This window comes from Pseudomonas sp. EU05-FHT14B02, from assembly GCF_058791055.1.
This window is the reverse complement of record NZ_JBYTDD010000027.1, coordinates 72,099-93,700: the sequence shown is the minus strand read 5'-3', so window position 1 is coordinate 93,700 and position 21,602 is coordinate 72,099. Positions and strand designations below refer to the sequence as shown.

Below are 21,602 nucleotides of genomic sequence, written 5' to 3'. Positions count from 1 at the left end.
CGTAACCCCCCTAGTTGACCTTCACCAGGCCGCCCTTGATGGTCAGCATGCCGCCGCCGTCGACGGTTTGCTCGGCGGCGGCCTTGTTCATCAGACTGATCCCTGCATCGTTGGTCAGCGTCGTGCCCGCCTTGTTTTCCAGCGAGGTGCCGGCCTGGTTGCTCAGGGAGGTGCCGGCTTTCTGGCTGATCGAGGTACCGGCCTCGGCGGCGAGGTCTGCGCCGCTCTTGATCGCAAAACTGCCGCCACTTTGCAGGGTCAGGGTGCCGGTCACCTTGATGGTCAGGTTGCCGTCCACGGTCAGGTTGTAGTTGCCGGTGACCGTGTGGTTGTAGTTGCCTCCAGTGCTGTGAGTCTGGTCGGCGCCGACTTTCACCGTGCGGCTGTCCTTCACGTCAAGGCTGTCGCTGCCGGTCTGGATGGTCACGCTGCGTTTGCCTTTCTCCAGGGTCACGGTCTCGTCGCCTTCCTTCACTGTGCGCGTGCGCGCATTCTGCACCGTCAGGGTTTCGTCATGACCAACGGTGGCAGTGGCGTCGTTGAGCACGTTGATCTTGAGATCCTTCTGCGCCTGCAGGAACACCTCTTCGGCGTCCTTCTTGTCCTCAAAGCGCAACTCGTTGAAACCGCCGCCCCCTTTGGACGACTGGGTCTTGATCCCGGACTGGGTCTGATTGGCCGGCAGCGCATAGGGCAGGGCGTTGTCACCGTTGTAGACGCAACCGGTCACCAGTGGTCGATCGGGGTCGCCGTCGATAAAAGTCACGATCACTTCCTGGCCGATCCGCGGCACGAACTGCATGCCGAAACCTTTGCCGCTCCAGGGCAATACCACTCGCACCCAGCACGAACTCGCTTCGTCGTTCTTGCCGTCGCGATCCCAGGGGAACTGCAATTTGATGCGGCCGTATTCGTCGGTCCAGATCTCTTCGCCGGATTTGCCGACAACGAGAGCGGTCTGGGTGTGCATGCGTGGTTTGGGCGTTGTTCGCGCCGGGCGAAATGGCGTGGCTTTGGGGATTGCTTCGAAGTGATTGCGATAGTTTTCGTGACTGGCCTCATGGGTCACCGACATCACTACCCAGTCGATATTCAGGCTCGCATCATCATGGCCGGCGAGGGTGAACCAGTGCCCAGGCACCAGCCAGCGGCAATCGCTTTCGCCGACAAAACGCTTCTCCTGACTGCGCAGCCCGTCGACCCGTTGTTTGGTCAGTGCATCTCCGCGGGCCTTGGCGTTGTAACTGCCAGGATGCTCGTACATCGACCGAGGTCCGGCGACGGCTTCGGCCTGGCTGTAGAGCGAAGTGGTCGGTGTGGTGAACTCGTAATCCGTCGCCTGATAGACGCCGGCTACGGCTTGCATGCACACCTGGCCGGAGCGAATGCCATGCAGTTCGCGCTCGCCCATTTGCTGGCCGAGATAGTTTACCTTCGGCCCGTTCGGGATTATTGGGAAGGCATCGTTACTGTCCCCCAGCACCAGCGTGTGCTTGCCGTCTTCGTGGGTAAAAAACCAGAAAATCCCTTCCTCTTCCAACAGCCGTGAAACGAAGGCGAAATCGGTTTCGCAGTACTGCACGCAGTACTCGCGCGGGGTGTAGCTGCCGGTGAGTTTCAGCGTGAAATCGGTGAAGCCGTGGGCCTTGAAAATCGTGGTGACGATGTCTGAAGTGCTGAGGTTCTGGAACACCCGGTTATTGCTGGCCAGGGTCAGCCACCAGAGCCACGGTCTTAGCACCAGATGATAACGCTCGGCGGTGGCGTCCGCAGGAAGCTGGCGGACTTCGGCGACCAGTGCGTCGAAGTGCCGGGTTTTCGCGTCGTTGTGCAGGGTGGTGGTGACGTGGGTGGCGACGGCGGTGGACAGGGTGACAGAGGTGCCGTCGTTGAGGCCGTTGAGGGTTTGCGAACCGAGTGCGTTGAGTGCTTCCTCGCCGGACAGCGACTCAGGGTAAAGCGCCGACAGCGAGACGGCGGTGAGGGAGAGGGTGGTGTTGCTGTCGGTGGTTCGGGGCATCGAGTAGCCTCTCGTAGCGGTCAATGTTCAGCATCACCGTTGAAAAATCGACTGACTAGATGATCGGATTCGCTTGATGTTGGGTGACCAGGCGAGCAAACGCTTTTATATGTTCGGAGGTATTGAACTGTTGGCGTGCCACAGCGTTATTAATCGGATCGCCTGCACCAGGATGAGGGAACTGCAGTCTGAATTCCTGCAAGATCCAATTGATAAGAGGTGCCAGGTTGTTAAGGTCAGGAACAGGGGCATTATTCATGTCGAGCAAAAGAACATCACCTGTACCCTCTTGGTAGCTGGGCATTGCCGCCTGCGCCAGGGATAACACTGCGTTCGGGGAAAAGTTGAATCCCCTGGCGTAATAGTAAATATAGTGAGTGAAGCCAACCTTGGTCGTCCAAAGCAGTTGGAAGACAGCGGGATCAAGTTCAATTTTTCTGTGAGATTCTTCAGTAGTTTCTTTCGCACACGTTACGTAGGTATTGTCGTCGTCGTCATTGCCTCCAAAAACACTGGGGAAACCAGCGCACCACGCGGCGGCGCCGTTGTAAGGGTTCAGCAGGGACTTTACCCCCCAATAGGCGACGCCGTTTCGGACGGGGAAAACATAACATTTCATTTGGCTGCTCCATTTTTTGATGTTGAAACAAAGCGGACACCCATTAACCGGACTCAAGTCAGGCTAATGGGTGTCTCATTTCCTATTTCAATCAACCCATTTGAGCCAGAACATTGATCAGTCTCAGGCTCGCTTCAGCCGCCTGGTATAACCGAAAGTCCGGGTTTCCCAAGTGAGCTCTTACGTCGTTGAACGCATCATTGAACGGTGCCCTTTGTGCAGGCCCCTGTAACACAACCTGAATGCCATTGGGGTACGTAAGTCCGGTGACATCATCCCAGCCAAACGGTGTTGCACCGCCGTTCTGGGTAATCCAGGTCTGGAGGTTGTTAAAGTAAAGCGTGAAGGCCGGCACCATGGGCCCCTGATTTTGCGGGGTTGAGTTCGCCCATAGCTGCAGGTCATTACGGCTGTTGGTGATCTGCGCGGCCAGTTGTGTGGTTGTAAATGCCATATAAACACTCCTTGTTTTCACTGCATTGGTTTGCATTGCCCTAAGGACGGGGCGGGCTGCACCCTGTATTCACTCCAGCACCCATTCCGCCAGTTTCCCAGTCACCTGGGTCATTAATACGTTCTCTACATCCCTTGCACCCGCCGCACTGCACTTGGCCAACACCGCCTGCACAATTCCTGCATCGAACTCGAACTGTTTTCCAGTCGCAGCCTTGTACCGGCCACGCAATTTCTCCAGCTTCGCCAACACAATCCCTTCCAGCGTCGCCTCATCCAGCGGCCGATACGCCACCACGGTCATCCGCGCCAAAAAGGCCGGGCGAAAGGCTTGCAGCAGCACTTTGTGCAAGGCCTCGTTAAAGGTATCGGTTCCAAGTTGTGCCACCGGTGTGTCGAGCAACAGTTCGGCACCCACGTTGCTGGTGGCGAGCATCACGGTGTTCTTGAAGTCCACCACCAATCCGGTGCCGTCTTCCATCACGCCTTTATCGAACACGTTGTAGAAGGCTTCGAGCACGTCCGGATGGGCCTTTTCGATTTCATCGAGCAACACCACCGAGTAGGGTTTGCGCCGTACCGCTTCAGTCAATACGCCGCCGCTGCCATAACCGACGTAACCGGGCGGGGCGCCTTTGAGTTGGCTGACGGTGTGGGCTTCCTGGTATTCCGAGAGGTTGATGCTGATCAGGTTGCGTTCGCCGCCGTAGAGCGCATCGGCCAAGGCGTAGGCGGTTTCGGTTTTACCCACGCCAGTAGGGCCGACCAGCAGGAACACGCCGACCGGTTTTTGCGGGTCGGTGAGGCCGGCGCGGTAAGCCTGCAGGCGCTGGGCGATGGTGCCCAGCGCGATGCTCTGGCCCATGACGCGCAACCCCATGCGTTGGCCGAGGGTGCGCACGGCGTGGGCTTCGTCGGCGAGCATTTTGCCGACCGGGATGCCGGTCCAGCCGGCGATGACGGCGGCGACGGTTTTTCCGTCGACCTGTTCCGGTACCAGCGGGTCGTCCTGGCGGATCGCGTCGAGCCCGGCCTCCAGTCGTACCAGTTCGGCGGCCAGATGATCGATGCGGCTGTCGATGGCTTCGTCCGGTTTGTCGCTGTCGGCGCGTTCGCTCAAGGTCAGCAATTCGCTGCGGGTTTCCAGCAGTTCGCGCACCGCAACCCGCTCTTCATTCCAGCGTACTTCCAGTTCGCGAATCGCTTGCACATTAGCTACGGATTCGGTTTCAAGCAGGGTGATGCGCTCGCGGTGATCGAGCCCGGTGGCCTGTTCGCGGCGCAGACGTTCGACTTCGTCGCTGAGGCTGTTCTGGCGGTGACGCAGGCTTTCCAGCGGTGGCGGCACGTCGTGCTGGCCGAGGGCGACCCGGGCACAGGCGGTGTCGAGCACGCTGATGGCTTTGTCCGGCAACTGGCGCCCGGAGATGTAGCGATGGGACAGTTTCACCGCCTCATGGATGGCCGCGTCAAGCACTTGCACGCCGTGGTGCTGTTCGAGTTTGGCGGCAACCCCGCGGAGCATTTCCACCGCAGTGGTTTCGTCCGGTTCCTCCACTTGTACCAGTTGAAAACGGCGGGCGAGGGCCGGGTCTTTCTCGAAGTATTTTTTGTATTCAAGCCACGTGGTGGCGGCCAGGGTACGCAACTCGCCACGGGCCAGGGCCGGCTTGAGCAGGTTGGCCGCATCGCTGCCGCCTTCCGCGCCACCGGCACCGATCAGGGTGTGGGCTTCGTCGATGAACAAGATGATTGGTTTTTCCGCGCTGCGTACGGCGTCGATCACTCCTTTGAGGCGTTGCTCGAACTCGCCCTTGACCCCGGCGCCAGCCTGCAACAAGCCGAGATCGAGCACACGCAAGCTGACGTCCTGCAAGGACGGCGGTACATCACCGGCAGCGATGCGCAGGGCCAGGCCTTCGACCACGGCGGTCTTGCCCACGCCCGGCGCGCCGACCAGGATCGGGTTGTTCTGCCGGCGGCGCAGCAGGATGTCGATGCATTGGCGAATCTCGCCGTCGCGGCCGACGATGGGGTCGATGCGCCCGGCGTGGGCGTCGGCTGTCAGGTCCTGGGTGAACTGGTCCAGCACCGAGTCCTCTTTCGGCGCCGGGTTGCCGGCACTCACCGCACGTTTACCGCCGACGTGCTCGCGAGAATTTTCGGTCCATTCCAGCAGGTTGCTGCGCAGAGCATCCCGGGGAATCTTCAACAGTGACGAAGCGCTGTTGAGCAACAGGCTGCGGCGCTCGTCGCGGTCGATCAAGGCAAGTAGCAGCAACCCTGAGCGAATGCTCTCCAGCCCCAGCACACTGGCCTGCACCACCGCGTCTTCGAGCAACCCGGTGGTGTGCGACGACAATGCCGGGGTGCGCGTGCTGCCGGATTTGAAGAGCTCCAGCGCCTTGTTGATTTCCGCTGCCAAGGCATCGCGCTCCAGGCCGAAGCGCGGCAGCAGATAGGCGAAGTCTCCGCCCTCGATGTCCAGCAACTCCAGCAGCAGGTGTTCGATTTCCACGTAGTGGTGGCCTCGCTGCAGACAGCGTTGCGCGGCCCGTTCCAGGGCGCGGCGGTTGTCTGGATTGAGGCGTCCGATCAGGCTGGCCAGTTCCATGTTCAGGTGATCTCCAGCTGACGAAGACGGGTTTCGATGCGTTGCACCGCCAGGCTGGCCTGGCGTTGCAAACCACCGTTCCAGCTGAGCAGTGGCGGTGCCTGGCGGCTGAGTCTGATTGGGCCGGCGCCGCGCACCAGCAACACCAGGGTGCAATCCAGGTCCGGGCCAAAATACAGTGCGCTGAGGCTGGCCAGTACCGGGTGAGATTCGCCATCGGGCAGGAACCGCGCCGCCTGGGCAGTGGCCAGCGGGCCAAGGGTCAGGCGGAAGCCGGCGTGTTCATCCCAGACCCGGGTGCCGGCCACTGCCGTGCGACCCAGTTGCAGATTGCGACCGCCGGGGATCATGCGGCTGCGACTGGCGGGCGGGATCTCGCGCCAGGCACCTTCATAGGCGCCCAGCTCAACCGGCAGTTCGAATTGCTCACGCACGATGGCTGCAAAACCGGCGAGGGAGCGGCGCCCATCGGCGAACAGCGCGCTGCACGCCAGCACGGCACAATCGGGTACGGCCTGACGCTCGCGCAAGGCTTTGGGCAGCAGGCCGGTCAATGCCCTGAGTTGCGCCTGAACTGCCGAGGCACCGGGGGCGGTGAACCCCAGGGCAATCCGGTGTTTGCGCATCACTTTGTACAGCAGGCTCAGCAGCCGATGCTGAAACAGATCGAGAAATTCAGCGGGCGCGTAATCCTTGGCCCGCGCGCGTTGCTGCAACCATTCCTGATAGGCGTAGGGCAGCGGGCCGTCGGGACCGCCGAGGCCGAACACCGGGGTGCTGAGGACCGGTTGCTGGCCGGGTTGCTGGGTCAGGCTTTCGATTTCGCTGGCGGCAAACAGCGGCGTCAACGGGCCGCGCAAGCGCAGTGCTTCCGCTTGCGGGGCGGTGCCGCTGCCCAGTGATTCAGCTTGCGGATGTTCGCGCTCCAGCAGCAACAGTGCCTGCAACAGTTCGAACCCCTGGGGATCCCGGCGCAGTCGTTGGCTCAGGCTCAGAGGGAGAGTGGCATGCCGGCTTGGGGTTGCCATGTCTTCACCTCCCTGTCTGATTGAACCAGCACCGTGCGCACGAAACGGTTAGCGGTGGCATAGAGTGAAAAGAACTGCGCAAGCACTGCTGAAAACAACACCGCGCTGCTACCGACGAAATGCTGCGGGTCGAGTTGCAGGCGCACCTCCAGCCCATTACGCCAGCCACGCCAGGCGTCTTCGCCGACATGGGCGATGACGCGTTCACAACCGAGGCTGAGCAAGCCTTCGATTTGCCGCCAGGCGCTGGCCTCGTCACGCAGGTTGTGCAGCTGGAGAATTTCCTTGAGCGCGTCCAGCGCCTGTGGCCCTTCGACCAGCGACAAATGATTGAGGGTCAGTTGCGAGACCAGCCGCCAGCGCGACTCGCCGTCCAGTCGCGGCACACTTTGCGGGCTGGGCGGGTTGCGCAGGCGTGCCCAGGCCACGGGACCAGGACGCTCAAAGCCTAACGGTGTGCCGGCTGGCAGGCTTTGCGCCAGGTGCCGATTGGTGCAGAGCAGTTCCGCGGTGAGGCTGTAGCCGACGGCCTCGGACAACGGGTCGAATCGAGTGTCCACCAGGCTCACCAGCAGGTCGGTGCCAAGGCGATTGGGGGTCATGCCACTGACACGGCGGGCATGCCAGTAGCACTGTTTATCGGTGCCGCCATGTTGGCTGCCGTAGTAGGCCGGTACTCGCTGAACCCCACGACTGGAAGTGGCACGCATCGCCCGGATGCTATGGATCTCGACGCTGTTTTCCCGGTGGCTGTCGGCGACCAGGCGGTATTCACTGCGGGTGCCGTCCGGGCGCAGCGGCTCCGAGGTTCGAGGAAACAGATTGATCACCGGCGTGCAGCCCAGTGCAAGATCGCTGGCCTGAAGGTGCAGGCGGTTGGCAGGGGCGCGGTCGAAGACGATGTACAGGTACAGCGCCTGACTGTCGCTGGTGGCGCCTGCAAGGGGCAGGTCGAAGAAGTTGAATTTGTCCGCGAAGGCAAAGTACTCGGCGAGCAGACGCATGCCGGGGTGCACGCCGTCCTCGTCCGGCAGCAAACCTTCATCGCTGGCAAAACCGACGATTTGCGGCATCCCGGCAAGGGCTTTCGGCACACTGCCGACGGGGCCGGCCAGAACCTTCACGGCATGGGCACCGAGCAGATCGTAGAGGCAGGCGTTGACCACCGGAGATGCACACAGGTGGACGCGCAACTGTTCGATGCCCAGCGTTGACCACTGGCTGTCGCCGAGGCAGTGCAAGCCCAGGCGCAACGCCGAACGCGCCTGGACAACGCCGGTCAGGGCCTGGGCTTCATCGCTGCCCAGCAGCAACGCTTCGGTGATTTCCACCGGCCACAGACGCACGGGTGCACTGGTGCGAAAGTGGATGCTTTCGCCTTTGCCGGTGGTGACGAACAGCGGCGTGTCGCGAGGTAATGGATAGCCGCCGTCGAGATTGCCTTTGCTCGGGTCCGGCTGGAACTGCACGATGGCGCAGGACGGCAGTGGGCGCATCGCCAGTGGATAGAGTTGTTCGAGCAGGGCATCGCTGAATTCGGCGTAGTCGTCATCGAGCCGGCGTTGCAGGCGGGCCGCCAACAGTGCGAATCCTTCAAGCAGCCGTTCGACGTGGGGGTCGGGGCATTCGTCGGGGGACAACTCCAGCCGCCTGGCCACCTTGGGGTAGCGCTCGGCGAAAATGCCGCCGGCGTGGCGCAGCCAGGTCAGTTCCCGCTGGTAGTAATCGAGCAGTTGCGGGTCAATCGAGTCGCTCATGACGCACCTCAAGGCCATCGCTGGCCTTCTCGATGACAAAGGCCACGGGCCAATGCTGCTGGCCGCTGCGCAACTCGCCGAGCAGGCGGATGCTCAGTTGCTGCGGATGGTCGGGGACCGGATTGACCTGAACCTCGTCCAGTTTCAGGCGTGGTTCGAAATGGCTGATGGCCTCGCGCACTTCCCGCGCCAACTGCCGTCGGTCATCGCTACGCTGCTGTTGCAGGGCGGTCCAGTCAGCGAGGCCGTAATCGAGAATGCTCGGTGGCGAGGTCAGGGCACGAGGGCCGCGTCGGGTGTTGAACAGGCGCAGCAATTCCGTGCGGACCGAGTCGAGCAGGTCCTGGAGGTCGAACACGTGCAGCGTGTCGACCTCGCTTGCGGCCAGTCGCTCGAACAGCGGTGGGAGGAGTGAGCCTGCCATGGCCGATGCGCCCGCTTACTTGACGAGCTTGTTGGCGGCCATGTCCCAGGTCGAGGCGGCCGTGCCTTCCTTGGTGCCGTCGTCTTTCTGCGCGGTCAGCTCCCATTTGATTTTGGTGAAGTTCAGCGACAGGGTTTCCACTGGCTTGCCACCCGTACCGCCGCTGACACTGACGTTGGACAGCACCACGTTGGTCAGGGTGTAGATGATGAACGGCATCAACTGACCGCTGCCTTCGGCGGCGTTACGGCCGATGGTGATCTTGGCTTCCGGGATCGGCTTGCCGGCACAGCAGTATTCATTGAGGGAGGGTGTGGAACTGTCGACGAATTTGGTCAGCGTGAACTCGCCGATGTGCGGCTTGCCGGAGGTCCGTTCCGAGTTGCTGACGTCGTTGGTCACCTGCATGGCCACGTTGTGGCTGTAGGACATGACTTCGATCTTGTCCTTGTAGCCCTCGAGCAGACTGTCGCCTTTGATGTCGCCGCCGAGGTCGAGAATGATTGCATCCATCGCATGAAACTCCTGAAGGTTATCGCGCTAGATAAGCAGGGAACTCCCGCCGGGCTGGCCGACGGGAGCGGGGCAGGTCAGGCGGCGACCGGTGGCGGCAGGGTAGCCACCAGGCGGATCGAGGCGGTCAGCTCTTCAAGCTGGAAGTGTGGCCGCAGGAATACCGTGGCCTTGTAGGCGCCCGGCTTGCCCGCGACTTCCGTCACATCGACACGGGCTTCGCGCAACGGGTACTGCGCCTTGATCTCTTGCGGCGCGTTGTCGTTGATCAGCACGTAGTCGGCGATCCAGTTGTTGAGGTAGGTCTGCACGTTGTCGCGGGTCATGAAACTGCCGACCTTGTCGCGCATGATCACCTTCAGGTAATGCGCGAAACGCGAGGCTGCGAGCACGTACGGCAACATCGCCGAGATCCGCGCATTGGCGTTGGCCTCATTGGTGTTGTAGAGCTTGGACTTGTTGGTGGTCTGGCCGCCGAAGAACACGGCCACGTCGCTGTTTTTCTTGTGGCACAGGGCGATGAACCCCAGGTCGTTGAGCTCTTTTTCCCGGCGATCGGTGATGGCCACTTCGGTCGGGCACTTGAGCGACAGGTCGCCGGAGGTGGTGCGGAAGGTATGGGCCGGCAAGCCTTCGACTGCGCCGCCGCCTTCAGCCCCGCGAATCGCCGCGCACCAGCCGTATTTGGCGAAGGCTTCGGTGATGCGCTGCGACAAGGCCCAGGCGGCGTTGCCCCACAGGTATTTGCCGTGGTCGCTGCCGTTGACGTCCTCGATGTAATTGATGCCTTCCACCGGCGAGGTGTCAGGGCCATAAGGCAAACGCAGCAGGAAATGCGGCAGCACCAGCGATACGTAGCGCGAGTCTTCGCTTTCGCGGAAGGCGCGCCACTTGATCAGTTCCTGGCTCTCGAACACTTTCGACAGGTCACGGGGCACGGCCAGTTCGGTGAAGCTGTTCATGTCGAACAACCGGGGGCTGGCGGCGGCAATGAACGGGGCGTGGGCAGCGGCGGCGACGTTCGACAGTTTTTCCAGCAGGCCGATGTCCTGCGGGTGCCGGCCGAAGGTGTAGTCGCCAACGAGCAGGCTGAACGGGTGGCCACCGAAGGTGCCGTATTCCTCTTCGTAGATCTTTTTGAACAGCGCGCTCTGGTCGAACTCGACGGCTTTTTCCAGATCGTTCTGCAGCTCTTTCTGGGTGACGTTGAGCAGGCGCAATTTCAACCGGGAACTGGTTTCGGTGTTTTGCACCAGCAGGTGCAGGCCGCGCCAGGAGGCTTCGATTTTCTGCAGCTCGGGGTGGTGCAATACCTCGTTGAGTTGCGCGCTGATCAACTGATCGATCTGGCTGATGCGGTCGTTGATCATTGCCACGGTGTCCTTGTCGATGGCCATGCCTTCGTCGAGGACCTGGGTGGCGAACTCCGCGAGCATGTCGCGGGCATAGTCCTGCTGGCTATCGTCATGGGCCATGCGGCCTTCGGCGATGATGCGGTCAAGCAGGGACAGGCTTTGCGTGGTGCTTTCACTGGTGTTGGCGCTGGCTGAAGCGGGCATGGCGACATCTCCCTAAGTGAATGAGTGATCAGGCTTGCGGTTCGGCCGGTGCTTCGCTATCGCCTGCGGGGGCGGCGGTGTCCGGACGGGCAGACTTGATCTCTTGCAGGCCTTCGGTATTGGCGATGACGTCGCGCAGGAGTTTGTCCAGGTCATCGTTACCGTCGAGCTTGGTCAGCAGGTCGCGCAGACGCTGACGGGCTTCGAACAGGCGCCGCAGCGGGATCACCTGTTCGACGACCTTCACCGGGTCGAAGTCGTCGATGTGTTTGAAGTTGAGTTCGATGTTGAGCTTGCTGTCGTCGCCAGTGAGGGTGTTGGTGACTTGCAAGGTGGCGCGGGGGGCAATCGAGGCGAGCACTTCGTTGAAGTTGTCGCGGTCGATCTCGGTGAAGCGTCGTTCATTGAGTTTGGGAAGGGGCTCGAGCGGCTTGCCGGAAAGGTCGGCCAGAATGCCGACGACCAGCGGCAATTCTTTTTTCTCGATGGCGTTGCCGATTTCGACGTCGTAGGTGATTTGCACCCGGGGTGGGCGGACCCTGTCGAGCTTGTGCTGAGTACTTTCTGCCATGTTGGCTGACTCCGATGCATGAGCGGGCGCAATGCATCGGGAGGCCCGTTCATCGCTTTCCCTTGCTGGACCGTAGGTTAGAAAGGGTGGCAGATGGACCTGTCGTTCCTTTGACAAACCTTCCACATTCGGCATGGGGGGCCGAACTATCCAAGACGCTAGAACAGGTCTATAAAAATGCAAGCGAAAAACAATTTTGGACCGATCCGAGAAAAGGACAATTCATTTTGATTGCACGTTTTTTTGCTTTCGCCTTGTTCCTGACCCTCGCCGGGTGCTCGTTTTTCGGGCCTCGGGTGGACCTTGACAACCTGACCCTGGACGTCGCGCCGAAGGCAAACGACGACACTCCGATTGCCGTGGATTTCATCGCCGTCAATGATCCGGATCTGCTCAAGCAGTTGTCGGGCATCACGGCGCGGCAGTGGTTCGCCGAACGCGATCAATACCAGCGCGACTACCGGCAACTGATGACGGTTTGGGGGCTGGAGCTGGTGCCCGGCCAGTTCATCGACAAACAACCCTTCCCGCTGGGGGGCAAGCGGGCAACTGGACTTTTGGTCTTCGCCAGCTATAACACTCCCGGAGCACACCGGTTACGGCTCGATGACCAGAGCGATGCCTGGCTCAAGTTCGACAGTCGCGAGATGACGCTGGTCAGCAATACTCCGCAGTGAACACATTGCCAGGCCGCTGGTTTGCGCGGCGACGTAGACGTCGAAGGGAGTCGTATGAGCCTGTTACCTGACGCGGTTTGCTGGCACGAGGGCATGCAATTGCTGCCCCAGCATTTTCAGTTGCAAGGGTTGCGAGCCGAGGCGTTGGTGGCGCATTTTGCCCAGGCCTGCAATCCCTGGTTCTGGGGCGTGAGCCGGGTCGAGTTCGACCCCGGCGCATTGAGTGCCGGGCTGGTGCGGTTGCTCGATCTGCAAGCGACGCTGCCGGACGGTTTGCCCATCAATCTGCAAGTGGGTGTCGGGCCGGCGCTGGAGCTCGATGTCAGCGAAGCGGTCAACGCTTCGGAAAACGCCACGGTCACGGTGTACCTGGCCGTCAGCCCGTTATGGCGTGCCGGGCAATTGCTGCCGCTCAAGGGCCGGTTGCAATCGGTGATCGGCGATGCGCTGCCGGATTTGACCAGCGGTGAGTACCCTGAGTCGATCACGGTGTGGCGTCCGAATCCGCGGTTGTGCACGCAATTGAACAAAGCCGATTCCATCTGTTTGCCATTGCTGAAAATCCGCAAGGAGGGCGGTGGTTTCCTTTCGCTGCCCTACACACCGCCCACGCCATGCCTGCTGCCCGAGTCGCTGCTGGGTCGCCGGGTGGCCGGGCTGTGTGCCAGGACGCGGGAGAAATGCATGTTCCTGGCTGGCCGTTTGCGTCAGGCGCAACAGGCCGGCAATCAAGACGATGCGCTGGAAATCCGTCGACAACTGACGGCGCTCTGGGCGCGCCTGCCGGAGGTCGAGGGTACGCTCAACAGTCGATCGGCCACCCCGCAGGCATTGCACGGTTTGTTGCTTGGGCTGGCCGGTGCCTGGTCTGCGCTGGACCCTTTGGCCGGGGTTCCACCGTTCGCCCCCCTGGATTTTCTCGAGCTGCAGCGCGGCTATGAACAAGTCCTGGACTGGCTCGAAAATACCCTCGAATTGATCCGCGCCGGCTATCGCAGCCTGCCGTTTGAACGCAGCGAGCAACTCTTTTCGATTCAACTGCCGGACGATCAACCGAGCCAGCGACTGGTCATTGGCTTGCGTATGCCCAACGGCAGCAGCGAACAGGCTGCCAGCGAATGGCTGAGCGGCGCGATCATCGCCTCGGCACCGCATGTGCCCTTGCTCAGTCGCCAGCGCATGAGCGGTTTGCCCCATGAGGCGATGAGCCGAAACGAGCAAGTGGCCTACAGCGTCGGCGACGACACGCGGTTGTTTGTGGTGACGGCCGAGGGTCAATGGTTCGACGGGCAATTGCCGTTGCTGATTGTCGCGCCGGCCGCCAAGCCGGCGAGCAGCCCATGGCAAGTGGTGTTGTTTGTGGCACAGGCCAGTGAAAGTGCCTGATCAGGGAAGGGGCGTCGTATGTTCGAGGGGCATGCCGGGGCGGGTACAAGGGGCTTGCGCGAAGCACCGTTGAGCAGCGCATTTCGCGAAGCCTGGTTGCAATGGTCCCGGGAATGGAATCAGTTGCCCGGGGACAGCGATGACGATGCGCTGGTGGAGGCGGTGGTCGACCTGTCGACGCAAATATCCCAGCGTCTGTGGCGCACGGCTTTCGCCCGGGTTGGCGAAGCGGCGACCGATCAGGTCAAGGCACTGGTCTATGCCTTTGTCGCCTTGATCGATGAAACGCTAGTGTTCACGCCGTGGCCGGGCCAGACCGCCTGGCAAGAAAAACCGCTGGAGTCGCGGATGTACGCCAGCCGTCAGGCCGGTGAAAAACTGCCGGCGGCGATCAAGACGTTGCTGGACGAGCAGATTCCCGCCACCCGCGACCTGGCCAATGTCTATTTGCAATGCCTGGTGTTGGGGTTTGAAGGACGGCTGCGCGGCGAACAGAGCCAGGCCCAGCATGAAAAATTGCGCCTGGCGCTGTTCACGTTTGCCTGGCAGCACGACGCGGAATATGCCGATGTCAGCATCCGGCTCGAGCAGCCTTCGGCGGTGCCCGCGGTGCAGTTGCCGGTGCGGCAGTCGTTGCCCGATGGCTTGCGCCTTGGCCTGGTCATTCTCGCCATGGTCATGATTCTGACCGGGCTGGGGCAGTTCTTCTGGCGTGACATTCACCAGGAGCTCGACCCGGTGTTGCAGAGCACCGACCCGGTGGCCACCTCGGAGCAAGACGCATGAGCACACTGGGGATCGTGGGGCTGGTCTTCGTCCTGTTGGTGGTGTTGGCGGACATCGCGGTGGCGGTATGGTGGTTGCGCACCCAGAGCGGGGCGGCGATCCGCAGTTTTTATAACGCGGTGCGCCATATGGAACAGGAGCAGGGCGCTCAGGACCGTTACCAGATTCCATGGCTGCTGATGCTCGGCGATGAAACCCAGGGAAGCCAGTTGTGCAGCCAGTGGCGCTTGCAACCGACGGATAAACCGGCCTGGTTCGGGCGCTGGTGGTCGGACCCCGAAGGTGCGGTGCTGGTGGTGCCTCAGGCGCTGTTTTTGCCCGATGAAGGCATGAGTCTTCAACGTGGAGGCTGGTGGCGCTTGTTGGGGTTGATACTGCGCCTGCGCAGCAAACGGCCACTGGACGGGGTGATCTGGACCGTGCCGGTCAGCCGCCTGGGCAATGCCGAGCAGGCCGCGAACCTCGGCCTGGCGGCGCGCCGGCGCTTCATCGATCTGTTGCAGCGGTTCGGCCTGAGCCTGCCGGTGTACGTGGTGATTACCGGCATGGAAGAACTGCCGGGTTTTCAGGAGCTGATCTCGGCGCTCCCCGCCGAATCCCGCGAACGCACATTGGGCTGGTCTTCACCCTTTGGCCCCGAGGCGGTCTGGCAGGCGCAATGGAGTGATCAGGCGCTGGACCAGGTGAATCGGGCCCTGTCGGAATCGATCATTGAAATCGGCGCGTTGTCCGGCCATCTCAAGGGCGAACTGTTTGGGTTGCCGGAACAATTCGAGGCCTTGAGGCACCACCTGCAAACCGTGCTCGAACCGGTATTTCAGGGCAATGCCCAAGGCGAGGCGCCACGTTTTCGTGGGGTGTACTTCACCGCCAACCAGCCTTCGCAAGAGGCTGCCGACGGATTCTCAGCCCATGACAACGGGTTGCAGCAGAGTGCTTTTGCCCGGCAATTGTGGCAGCGCCGGGTGGTTGCCGAACGCGGTCTGGCTCAGGTGGTGCCACGTTTGCTGCGCCTGCGTCAGCGTTGGCAGCGACTGACCGGCGCGGTGGCCCTGGTGGTCGGCGTGGTGTGGGCTGCAAGCATGCTCTGGGTCTGGCAGGACTCGGTCAAGGATGCCCATGAGCTGTCGCGTCTGCTACAAGGTGCACAGAAGAATTACGTTGCAGTCACCGATGAGTCCCATCGGCTGGAGTCGACCCGACGCAACGTCCAGGGGTTCTGGCGGGTCCTGGAAAAGGCTCCGCGCTGGAGCTTCACCTCGGTGGTGTTTCCCACCTCCTGGTTCTCGTCGCTGGACAGGCAACTGGAGGATCAACTGCGCCTGACTGCCCAGAGCCATATGCTGGAACCGCTGCATGACTTGCTGAAGGCCGAACTGGTGCAACTCAAGGCCATTCGCAACACCGAGCGACGTGGCAACGTCGAAAGCGAAGACCCGGCCCAATGGCAAAATTACGTCAAGGCCAAGGACCTGGTGGAGCGCGCAGTACGTCTTGAACAACAGAATCAATGGTTCAATCAAGCGCTGAACAACCCCAAGGCGCCGCTCGAAGATCTGGCGTTGCTGAGCAACAACTCGCTGTCCCTGAACCTCAATGCCGGGACATTGCACCGTGCAGGTTTTTACAACCGGGTGTTGCTCGATGCCAATAGCGGTGACTTGAAGCCCCAGGACCTGGCCATGGAACGTGCGGTCATCGAGGAGAACTTTTCCGGCCTCATGGAACGTTGGCTTGACCAGTACTTTCTGGCCGACAACTTCGTCCGTCAGGCCGGTTATCTCAAGCTGCACCTTGAACGGCTGGAGGCCGGCAGCGGCAACTCCCTGGTGGAACTCGAAGACTTGCGTGCACTGATCGACGACCTGCAAGCGCTGGTAGGCCTGACCAATTCGGCCTGGAGTCGCGGCAAGGGCCAGGACCTGGTGCCGGGTTATCGCGAGATGATGGACAAGGTGCGCCAGAGCAGCCTGCTCGGCCCGCAGGTCGAGCAACAGCTGGATCAGCAAGCGTCCAGGTTGCAGCAAAGCTTTCGTGATCAGTGGATCGCCCAGGCGGGGGCGCGGGGCAATTTGCTGGTTCAGCAAGGCAGCGGGCAGCTGAGCCTGCAAGTGCACGTCAACCAGTTGAACAACGCGGTAGCGGCCCTGTTCAAACGGGATTTCGTGGCCATCGCCTTGCGCGCGGATCAGGCCGCCACTGCCGTTCAGGGGCAGAACGTCGACGGCGATGATCTCGGTACGGCGCTGAACTATTTTGCCAGCTACAAGAGTTATGCCGCCGAGGAGCTGCCGCGCATTCCACCGGCGTATCGCGATGCGGTGCTTCAGGCGGCAGAGGGGGCGGCGGCCAAGGCCATGTGGTTGAGTCTCAAGGATCAGAATGACCAACCCCGTGGCGATGATGTATTCAACGTGCTGGCGCCACAGGCCGTGGCCTTGCAAAAAGCCTTCGCCGAGGTCCATCGCAACGATCTGGCCATGCGAGTGCAAAACGCGCTGAATCGCCGCGCCATGGCCCAGGTGGTCAGCGGTCTGGAGGAGATTACCGCGCAGCCGTTGTTCAGCGGGCGCAGTGAGATCAACCAGTGGGACGGCTCGAAAAACCTTGGCCTGCAACTGTTTGGCGCCCTTGATGTGCAGGATTTGAAGCTGAGCCTCAAGCAGCAATTCAACACCATGCTTGGCATCACCGAACGGCGCACCTCGGCGCTGGAGTGGTTGAAGACTCAGCAACAGAATCTCTCGGCGCTGGATTACGAGCGCGTCATGCAATTCAGCGCGCTCAACGATGAACTGCTCAAGTACAAGGATCAGAACCCCGCCAGTTCTCCTGCCCAGATCGAGCAGTTGGTAAGTCGCGATTTCATTGAAATGAACGCCACGTCCTGCGGCCAGATTCTGCAGACAGCCAACTTGTCCGGCGGGCGCGGAACCTTGGCCCTGCGGGCCCTGGATCTGCAACAAAGCGCGATGCAACGCTGTCAGTTCTTGCAGCAGCAACAAGCAGCGGCAGCCTGGAACGACCTGGCCAGCTACTTCAATCAATACCTGGCCGAGCGCTTCCCGTTCGCCAACGGCGTGCAGGCCAGCGACGCCGACCCGGCCCGGGTTCAGCACTTCCTCGATCTGATCGACAAACGACTGCCCGTGGCGCAGGCCGGGTTGCAACTGAGCCAGACGCCGGAGCGTCTGGCTGCCGAGGATTTCCTCAACCGCTTGAAGCTGGCCAGCACGTGGCTGGGTCCGCTGTTCGTGCGGGACAAGAGCGGCATCCTCGGCGTTGAAATGGATGTGCGCTGGCGCACCGATCGCAATGAGGAACGTGGCGCCGATCAAGTGATTGCCTGGGGTTTGAATGCCGGTAATCAGCAAATCAATTACCCCGGCGAGCCACAGCCGAACCTGCGCTGGATGGTCGGCCAACCGGTCCGGTTGACCTTGCGCTGGGCCAGGAACGGCTCGCAACGTCCGGCCAATGATCCGTTGCAGCCCAACCTGATGGTGCGTGATTTCGAAGCCGGTTGGGAGTACGGCGGCCCGTGGTCGTTGCTGCGCCTGATCGGTTCGCACCAGTCGGTGCAGCGCCAGCCGAACATGGATTTCACCGATTTTCCGTTGACATTGCGTTTGCCGGTGACTGCACAGACCAGCACGGCCGGGCAGACACAAATGTTTATGCGCCTGTCGTTAATGAGCCAGGGCTCGAAATTGCCGCTGTCCATTCCACCGCTGCCCACCCGGGCCCCGCGTTCACCGTTCATGCAAACCAGGGCGACTGCGTCTGCGACGGTCATGACTGAGGAGGAGGGCTTGTGAACCTGACTTCACCACCGTTGCCGGAGCTGATTGCCCGACTGCTCGAACCCATCAGCGAACAGGCACCCTGCGGCGAGGACTTGCGTTACGAGCGTGAGTTCGACCAGGCCCGTGAATTGCGCCGGGAGGACGACACCAGCCTGCCAACGGGGGTCTGGCAGTCTTCGATCAAGCGGGCGCAATGGCCCGAGCTGGAGAAGCTGACCACCACCTTGCTGCTTGAGCGCAGCAAGGATTTGATGGTGTGCGCCTGGCTCGGCGAGGCCTGGTTGCATCGGGACGGCCTGGACGGCTTGCCGGGCAGCCTCGCACTGGTCGCGGGCCTATGCGAGCGCTACCCCGAGCAGCTTCATCCCCGGGCCGAAGACGGTGACCAGTCATGGCGGGTCATACCCCTGGAATGGCTGGTGCGGCGCTACAGCGAAGTGTTGCTGACGCGGGTGCCGTTGCTCGATCCGCGTCACGGTGAGTTCGAAGGATACTGCCTGGACGCCTGGCGGCGATTGCAGCTGCAACAGGTACTGGTCAATGACAGCAAGGCGGCAAAAACAGCGGCGGAAACAGCACGGGGCGAACAGCAAAAACTGACCGAGCTGATCCGGTCCACACCTCTGTCCCACTGGCTACGCCGCCAGGACAATCTGCTGGCGAGTTTGCAACATCTGCAACGGCTGCAAGCCTGGAGCGATGCTTACCTCGGCGCCCAGGCACCGGGCTTCAAGGGCTTGCAGGATGTGATCGAAGCGTTATTGACACTGGTCCAGGAGTTCATCGCCATGCAGCCAGGATCATTGACCGCGGTGCCGGTCGAGCCGCCATCCCTGGCGGCGTCAGAATCGGCCGGGCCGGCGTCGGTGCCATCCACACCGCAGGTGTTTCGCGAGCCGGTGAGTCGCGACGAGGCCTATCGGCAATTACTGTTGATTGCTGAGTACCTGACACGCACCGAACCCCACAGCCCCGTCCCTTATTTGATTCGCAGGGGGGTGGAGTGGGGCAACAAACCGCTGAGTGAACTGTTGGGTGAGCTGATCTCGGCCGATGCCGAATCCCGTCGTCTCTGGACGCTGTTGGGCGTCCTTTAATCGGTGACCAAGTACGGCGTGATCGGCGCGGGCAAGTCAATCGGCGTGAACACCGGTTTGCCGGAAAAAAACGCCCCGAGGTTCTTGCCCACCATTTCGACGGTGCCCTGGGTGGCTTCCGGGGACAGCCCGGCGACATGGGGGGTGAGGATCACGTTGCTCAGGGCCTTGAGTGCATCCGGCACCTTCGGTTCGGCGTCGAATACGTCGAGTGCGGCGCCAGCGATCCGGCGTTGTTCAAGGGCGCTGATCAGGTCGGTGGTGACGATCACGCTGGCGCGGGCGATGTTGACGATAAACCCGTTGGGACCCAAGGCATCAAGGACCGCTTTGTTGATCAGGTGTCTGGTCCCGAGCCCACCCGGGGTCGCGACGATCAAAAAGTCCGAAGCACGGGCCAGTTCAGTGGGGGTGGAGCAGAAGGTGTAGGGCACATCGCTGCGATGCTGGCGATTGTGGTAACTCACCGCCATGTCGAAGCCATTGGCCGCGCGTTTGGCGATGGCCATGCCGACGGCGCCAAGGCCGAGGATGCCCAAGCGTTTGCCAGCGAGGGAAGGACGCATGATCTTCGGCCACTCGCCGCGCCGTACCGAGGCATCACAGCGGGGTATGTCGCGCACCAGCGCCAGCAGCAGCGCCATCGCATGGTCGGCGACGGACGAGGCGTTTACCCCGGCGCCATTGGTGACGGTGATGCCCCGGTTCGCTGCGGCCTGCAGGTCGACGTGTTCATAGCCGGCACCAATCACGCAGATGATCTTGAGGTTGGGCAGGGCGGCGATTTCATCGGCATACAGCCCCAACGGGCCACGGGTGAGGACTGCGTCGATCTGCCCGGCGTGGCGGGCAATGGCTTCGGCGCGTTCGGCGGGCGTCGGGGCCAGTATCAGGTGAAAGCCCTGATGTTCGAGGATGGGCAGGTACTCATTGATGGTTTCAACCAGTACCAGAACGGTTACAGGCATGCTTGGCTCCCTGTGGGCATCAAAAAATCGGCTCGAACGTCACTTGAGATTGCTGATTTCAGGGCTGCTTGGCAACCACCAGCGATCGCAGTCCGTGGCAGCTCCTGCGCCATTGTGGACCCTGCGCTGAGTGCAGGAGCTCGTAATACCTGCGATTTTCCCATTGCGTGGGGGCGGGCGATTACTTCGACGGCGTGAGGGTGGCCCGGGCAGCTTCGAGAATTTCATCCGATAGCGGGTCGCCTCGGGTGGCCCGGGACAGCATCAGCGCACCGAACATCAGCGAATACTGCACCAGCGCCTGCTGCCGTTTGCCGGCTTCGTCCTCTGCGTCCAGCAGCGAGCCGAGGGAATCAAGCAGATTGTTCAGGCCCTGCAGATAGGTTTGGCGCAATCCGCTCTCGGCGGCCTCATGGCACATGTCCCCGGCAAAGGCCACCACCGGGCAGCTGTCGCCCGGATTGTCCCGACTTTCGTTGGACAGGTAGGTTTCGACCACGGCACGGTGGGCGGCGTCCTTGCTGTCATGCTCGGCCACCCGTCCTGACCAGCGTTGCGCGGCCTGCTCGAAAGCCCGGCCGCTGGCCTCTTGCGCCAGGGCTTCCCTGGATTCGAAGTGCCCGTAGAAACCGCCGTGGGTCAGGCCCGCGGCGGCCATCACATCGACCACACTGATCCCGTGCAAGCCGCGTTCACGAAACAGCCGGGTGGCGGCATCGACGATGGTCTCGCGGTTGAGGTCGGCTTGTTTGCGGGATACTCGGGGCATGGGTCATTCTCGGTTTGCAGGTGGACAATCAGAGGGCGTATTGGGCAATCCCGTTGCCGAACGACCAGTTCTCTTTTTTCACTTCCACCAGATTGATGAAAACGTCCTCCAGACGCACCGCCAGCTCTGCATTAAGGCTTTCGGCGATGGTTTTGTAGAGACTTTTTTTCTGCTCCAGGGTTCGCCCTTCGTTGAGGGTGATCTGGATGACAACCAGGTTATCGGTGCGGTTGATGCCCAGATACTCGGGGTCAAAGATGAAATGCTGCTGATCGTGTTCGGCCAGGATCTGGAAGTTGTCGTGTTCAGGCACGCCAATGGTCTGGCGCATGGCGGCATAGATCAGTTGCCCGATGCGTCTGGCGTGGGTGGGGTCCCGGTGTTTTTTGATATCGACGCGAACCAGTGGCATGGGCAGACTCCAGAAGGAATGCAGTCGGTTAAAAATACATGGTGGTAGACCTTTATCAAGTGTCCCATGCTTTCTGGCAATGAAACGAAGCCTCGAAAACACTGCAATTCCTTGTGGGAGCGAGCTTGCTCGCGATAGCGTTG

18 protein-coding genes are annotated in these 21,602 nt (G+C 61.5%); 5 read left to right on the top strand and 13 right to left on the bottom strand.

The genetic code is table 11. The features are described from left to right. Positions 1-10: 10 nt before the first annotated feature. The 10 genes from AC3WTM_RS22650 to tssB form a co-directional block, all read right to left on the bottom strand. Positions 11-2,020: a type VI secretion system Vgr family protein gene (locus AC3WTM_RS22650; protein ID WP_102672369.1), complete on the bottom strand. Its 2,010-nt coding sequence runs from the start codon at positions 2,018-2,020 to the stop codon at positions 11-13. A 55-nt stretch (positions 2,021-2,075) separates the two neighbouring features. Continuing rightward, a complete protein-coding gene (locus AC3WTM_RS22645) occupies positions 2,076-2,639 on the bottom strand; it encodes a hypothetical protein (protein WP_102672370.1) in 564 nt (187 codons plus the stop codon). Positions 2,640-2,730: 91 nt separating this feature from the next. Beyond that, positions 2,731-3,093, bottom strand: a complete 363-nt coding sequence (locus tag AC3WTM_RS22640) for a hypothetical protein (protein ID WP_102672371.1) — start codon at positions 3,091-3,093, stop codon at positions 2,731-2,733. A gap of 69 nt (positions 3,094-3,162) precedes the next feature. Then, a complete protein-coding gene (gene tssH, locus AC3WTM_RS22635; protein WP_102672372.1) occupies positions 3,163-5,706 on the bottom strand; it encodes a type VI secretion system ATPase TssH in 2,544 nt (847 codons plus the stop codon). Positions 5,707-5,708: 2 nt separating this feature from the next. After that, a complete protein-coding gene (gene tssG / locus AC3WTM_RS22630) occupies positions 5,709-6,734 on the bottom strand; it encodes a type VI secretion system baseplate subunit TssG (RefSeq protein ID WP_102672373.1) in 1,026 nt (341 codons plus the stop codon). Beyond that, a complete protein-coding gene (gene tssF, locus AC3WTM_RS22625) occupies positions 6,698-8,491 on the bottom strand; it encodes a type VI secretion system baseplate subunit TssF (RefSeq protein ID WP_102672374.1) in 1,794 nt (597 codons plus the stop codon). The genes tssG and tssF overlap by 37 nt, the downstream gene beginning before the upstream one ends. Beyond that, positions 8,475-8,915, bottom strand: a complete 441-nt coding sequence (gene tssE, locus AC3WTM_RS22620) for a type VI secretion system baseplate subunit TssE (RefSeq protein WP_102672375.1) — start codon at positions 8,913-8,915, stop codon at positions 8,475-8,477. Before tssE ends, tssF begins: the two co-directional genes overlap by 17 nt. A gap of 15 nt (positions 8,916-8,930) precedes the next feature. Further along, positions 8,931-9,428: an Hcp family type VI secretion system effector gene (locus AC3WTM_RS22615; RefSeq protein WP_007906301.1), complete on the bottom strand. Its 498-nt coding sequence runs from the start codon at positions 9,426-9,428 to the stop codon at positions 8,931-8,933. A 77-nt stretch (positions 9,429-9,505) separates the two neighbouring features. Next, positions 9,506-10,987 carry a type VI secretion system contractile sheath large subunit gene (gene tssC / locus AC3WTM_RS22610; RefSeq protein ID WP_102672376.1) on the bottom strand — a complete coding sequence of 494 codons (1,482 nt, stop codon included), beginning with the start codon at positions 10,985-10,987 and terminating at the stop codon, positions 9,506-9,508. A gap of 28 nt (positions 10,988-11,015) precedes the next feature. Continuing rightward, a complete protein-coding gene (tssB, locus tag AC3WTM_RS22605; RefSeq protein WP_102672377.1) occupies positions 11,016-11,558 on the bottom strand; it encodes a type VI secretion system contractile sheath small subunit in 543 nt (180 codons plus the stop codon). Positions 11,559-11,785: 227 nt separating this feature from the next. On the opposite strand from tssB, the gene AC3WTM_RS22600 reads away from it, so the two are divergent. From AC3WTM_RS22600 to tssA, 5 genes are read left to right on the top strand one after another with little or no spacing between them, the layout of a single operon-like run. Continuing rightward, positions 11,786-12,235, top strand: coding sequence for a type VI secretion protein (locus tag AC3WTM_RS22600; RefSeq protein WP_102672386.1), 450 nt, complete (start codon positions 11,786-11,788; stop codon positions 12,233-12,235). A 54-nt stretch (positions 12,236-12,289) separates the two neighbouring features. Next, positions 12,290-13,621 (top strand): type VI secretion system baseplate subunit TssK, encoded by a 1,332-nt coding sequence (gene tssK, locus AC3WTM_RS22595; RefSeq protein ID WP_102672378.1) that lies wholly within the window; start codon positions 12,290-12,292, stop codon positions 13,619-13,621. An 18-nt stretch (positions 13,622-13,639) separates the two neighbouring features. Next, on the top strand, positions 13,640-14,407 hold the full coding sequence (locus AC3WTM_RS22590; RefSeq protein ID WP_102672379.1) for a DotU family type IV/VI secretion system protein: 768 nt from the start codon (positions 13,640-13,642) through the stop codon (positions 14,405-14,407). Beyond that, positions 14,404-18,225, top strand: a complete 3,822-nt coding sequence (locus tag AC3WTM_RS22585; protein WP_102672380.1) for a type VI secretion system protein — start codon at positions 14,404-14,406, stop codon at positions 18,223-18,225. The genes AC3WTM_RS22590 and AC3WTM_RS22585 overlap by 4 nt, the downstream gene beginning before the upstream one ends. Further along, on the top strand, positions 18,222-19,310 hold the full coding sequence (gene tssA, locus AC3WTM_RS22580) for a type VI secretion system protein TssA (RefSeq protein ID WP_102672381.1): 1,089 nt from the start codon (positions 18,222-18,224) through the stop codon (positions 19,308-19,310). The genes AC3WTM_RS22585 and tssA overlap by 4 nt, the downstream gene beginning before the upstream one ends. Here tssA and AC3WTM_RS22575 read toward each other — a convergent pair. The 3 genes from AC3WTM_RS22575 to AC3WTM_RS22565 all read right to left on the bottom strand — a co-directional run bounded on the left by AC3WTM_RS22575 (position 19,307) and on the right by AC3WTM_RS22565 (position 21,459). After that, entirely contained in the window at positions 19,307-20,278 is a 972-nt protein-coding gene (locus AC3WTM_RS22575; protein WP_102672382.1) for a 2-hydroxyacid dehydrogenase, read from the bottom strand. The genes tssA and AC3WTM_RS22575 overlap by 4 nt on opposite strands. Before the next feature lie 181 nt (positions 20,279-20,459). After that, positions 20,460-21,047 carry a TetR/AcrR family transcriptional regulator gene (locus AC3WTM_RS22570; RefSeq protein WP_102672383.1) on the bottom strand — a complete coding sequence of 196 codons (588 nt, stop codon included), beginning with the start codon at positions 21,045-21,047 and terminating at the stop codon, positions 20,460-20,462. Between the two features lie 28 nt (positions 21,048-21,075). Then, positions 21,076-21,459 (bottom strand): tautomerase family protein, encoded by a 384-nt coding sequence (locus tag AC3WTM_RS22565; protein ID WP_102672384.1) that lies wholly within the window; start codon positions 21,457-21,459, stop codon positions 21,076-21,078. Positions 21,460-21,602: the final 143 nt, after the last annotated feature.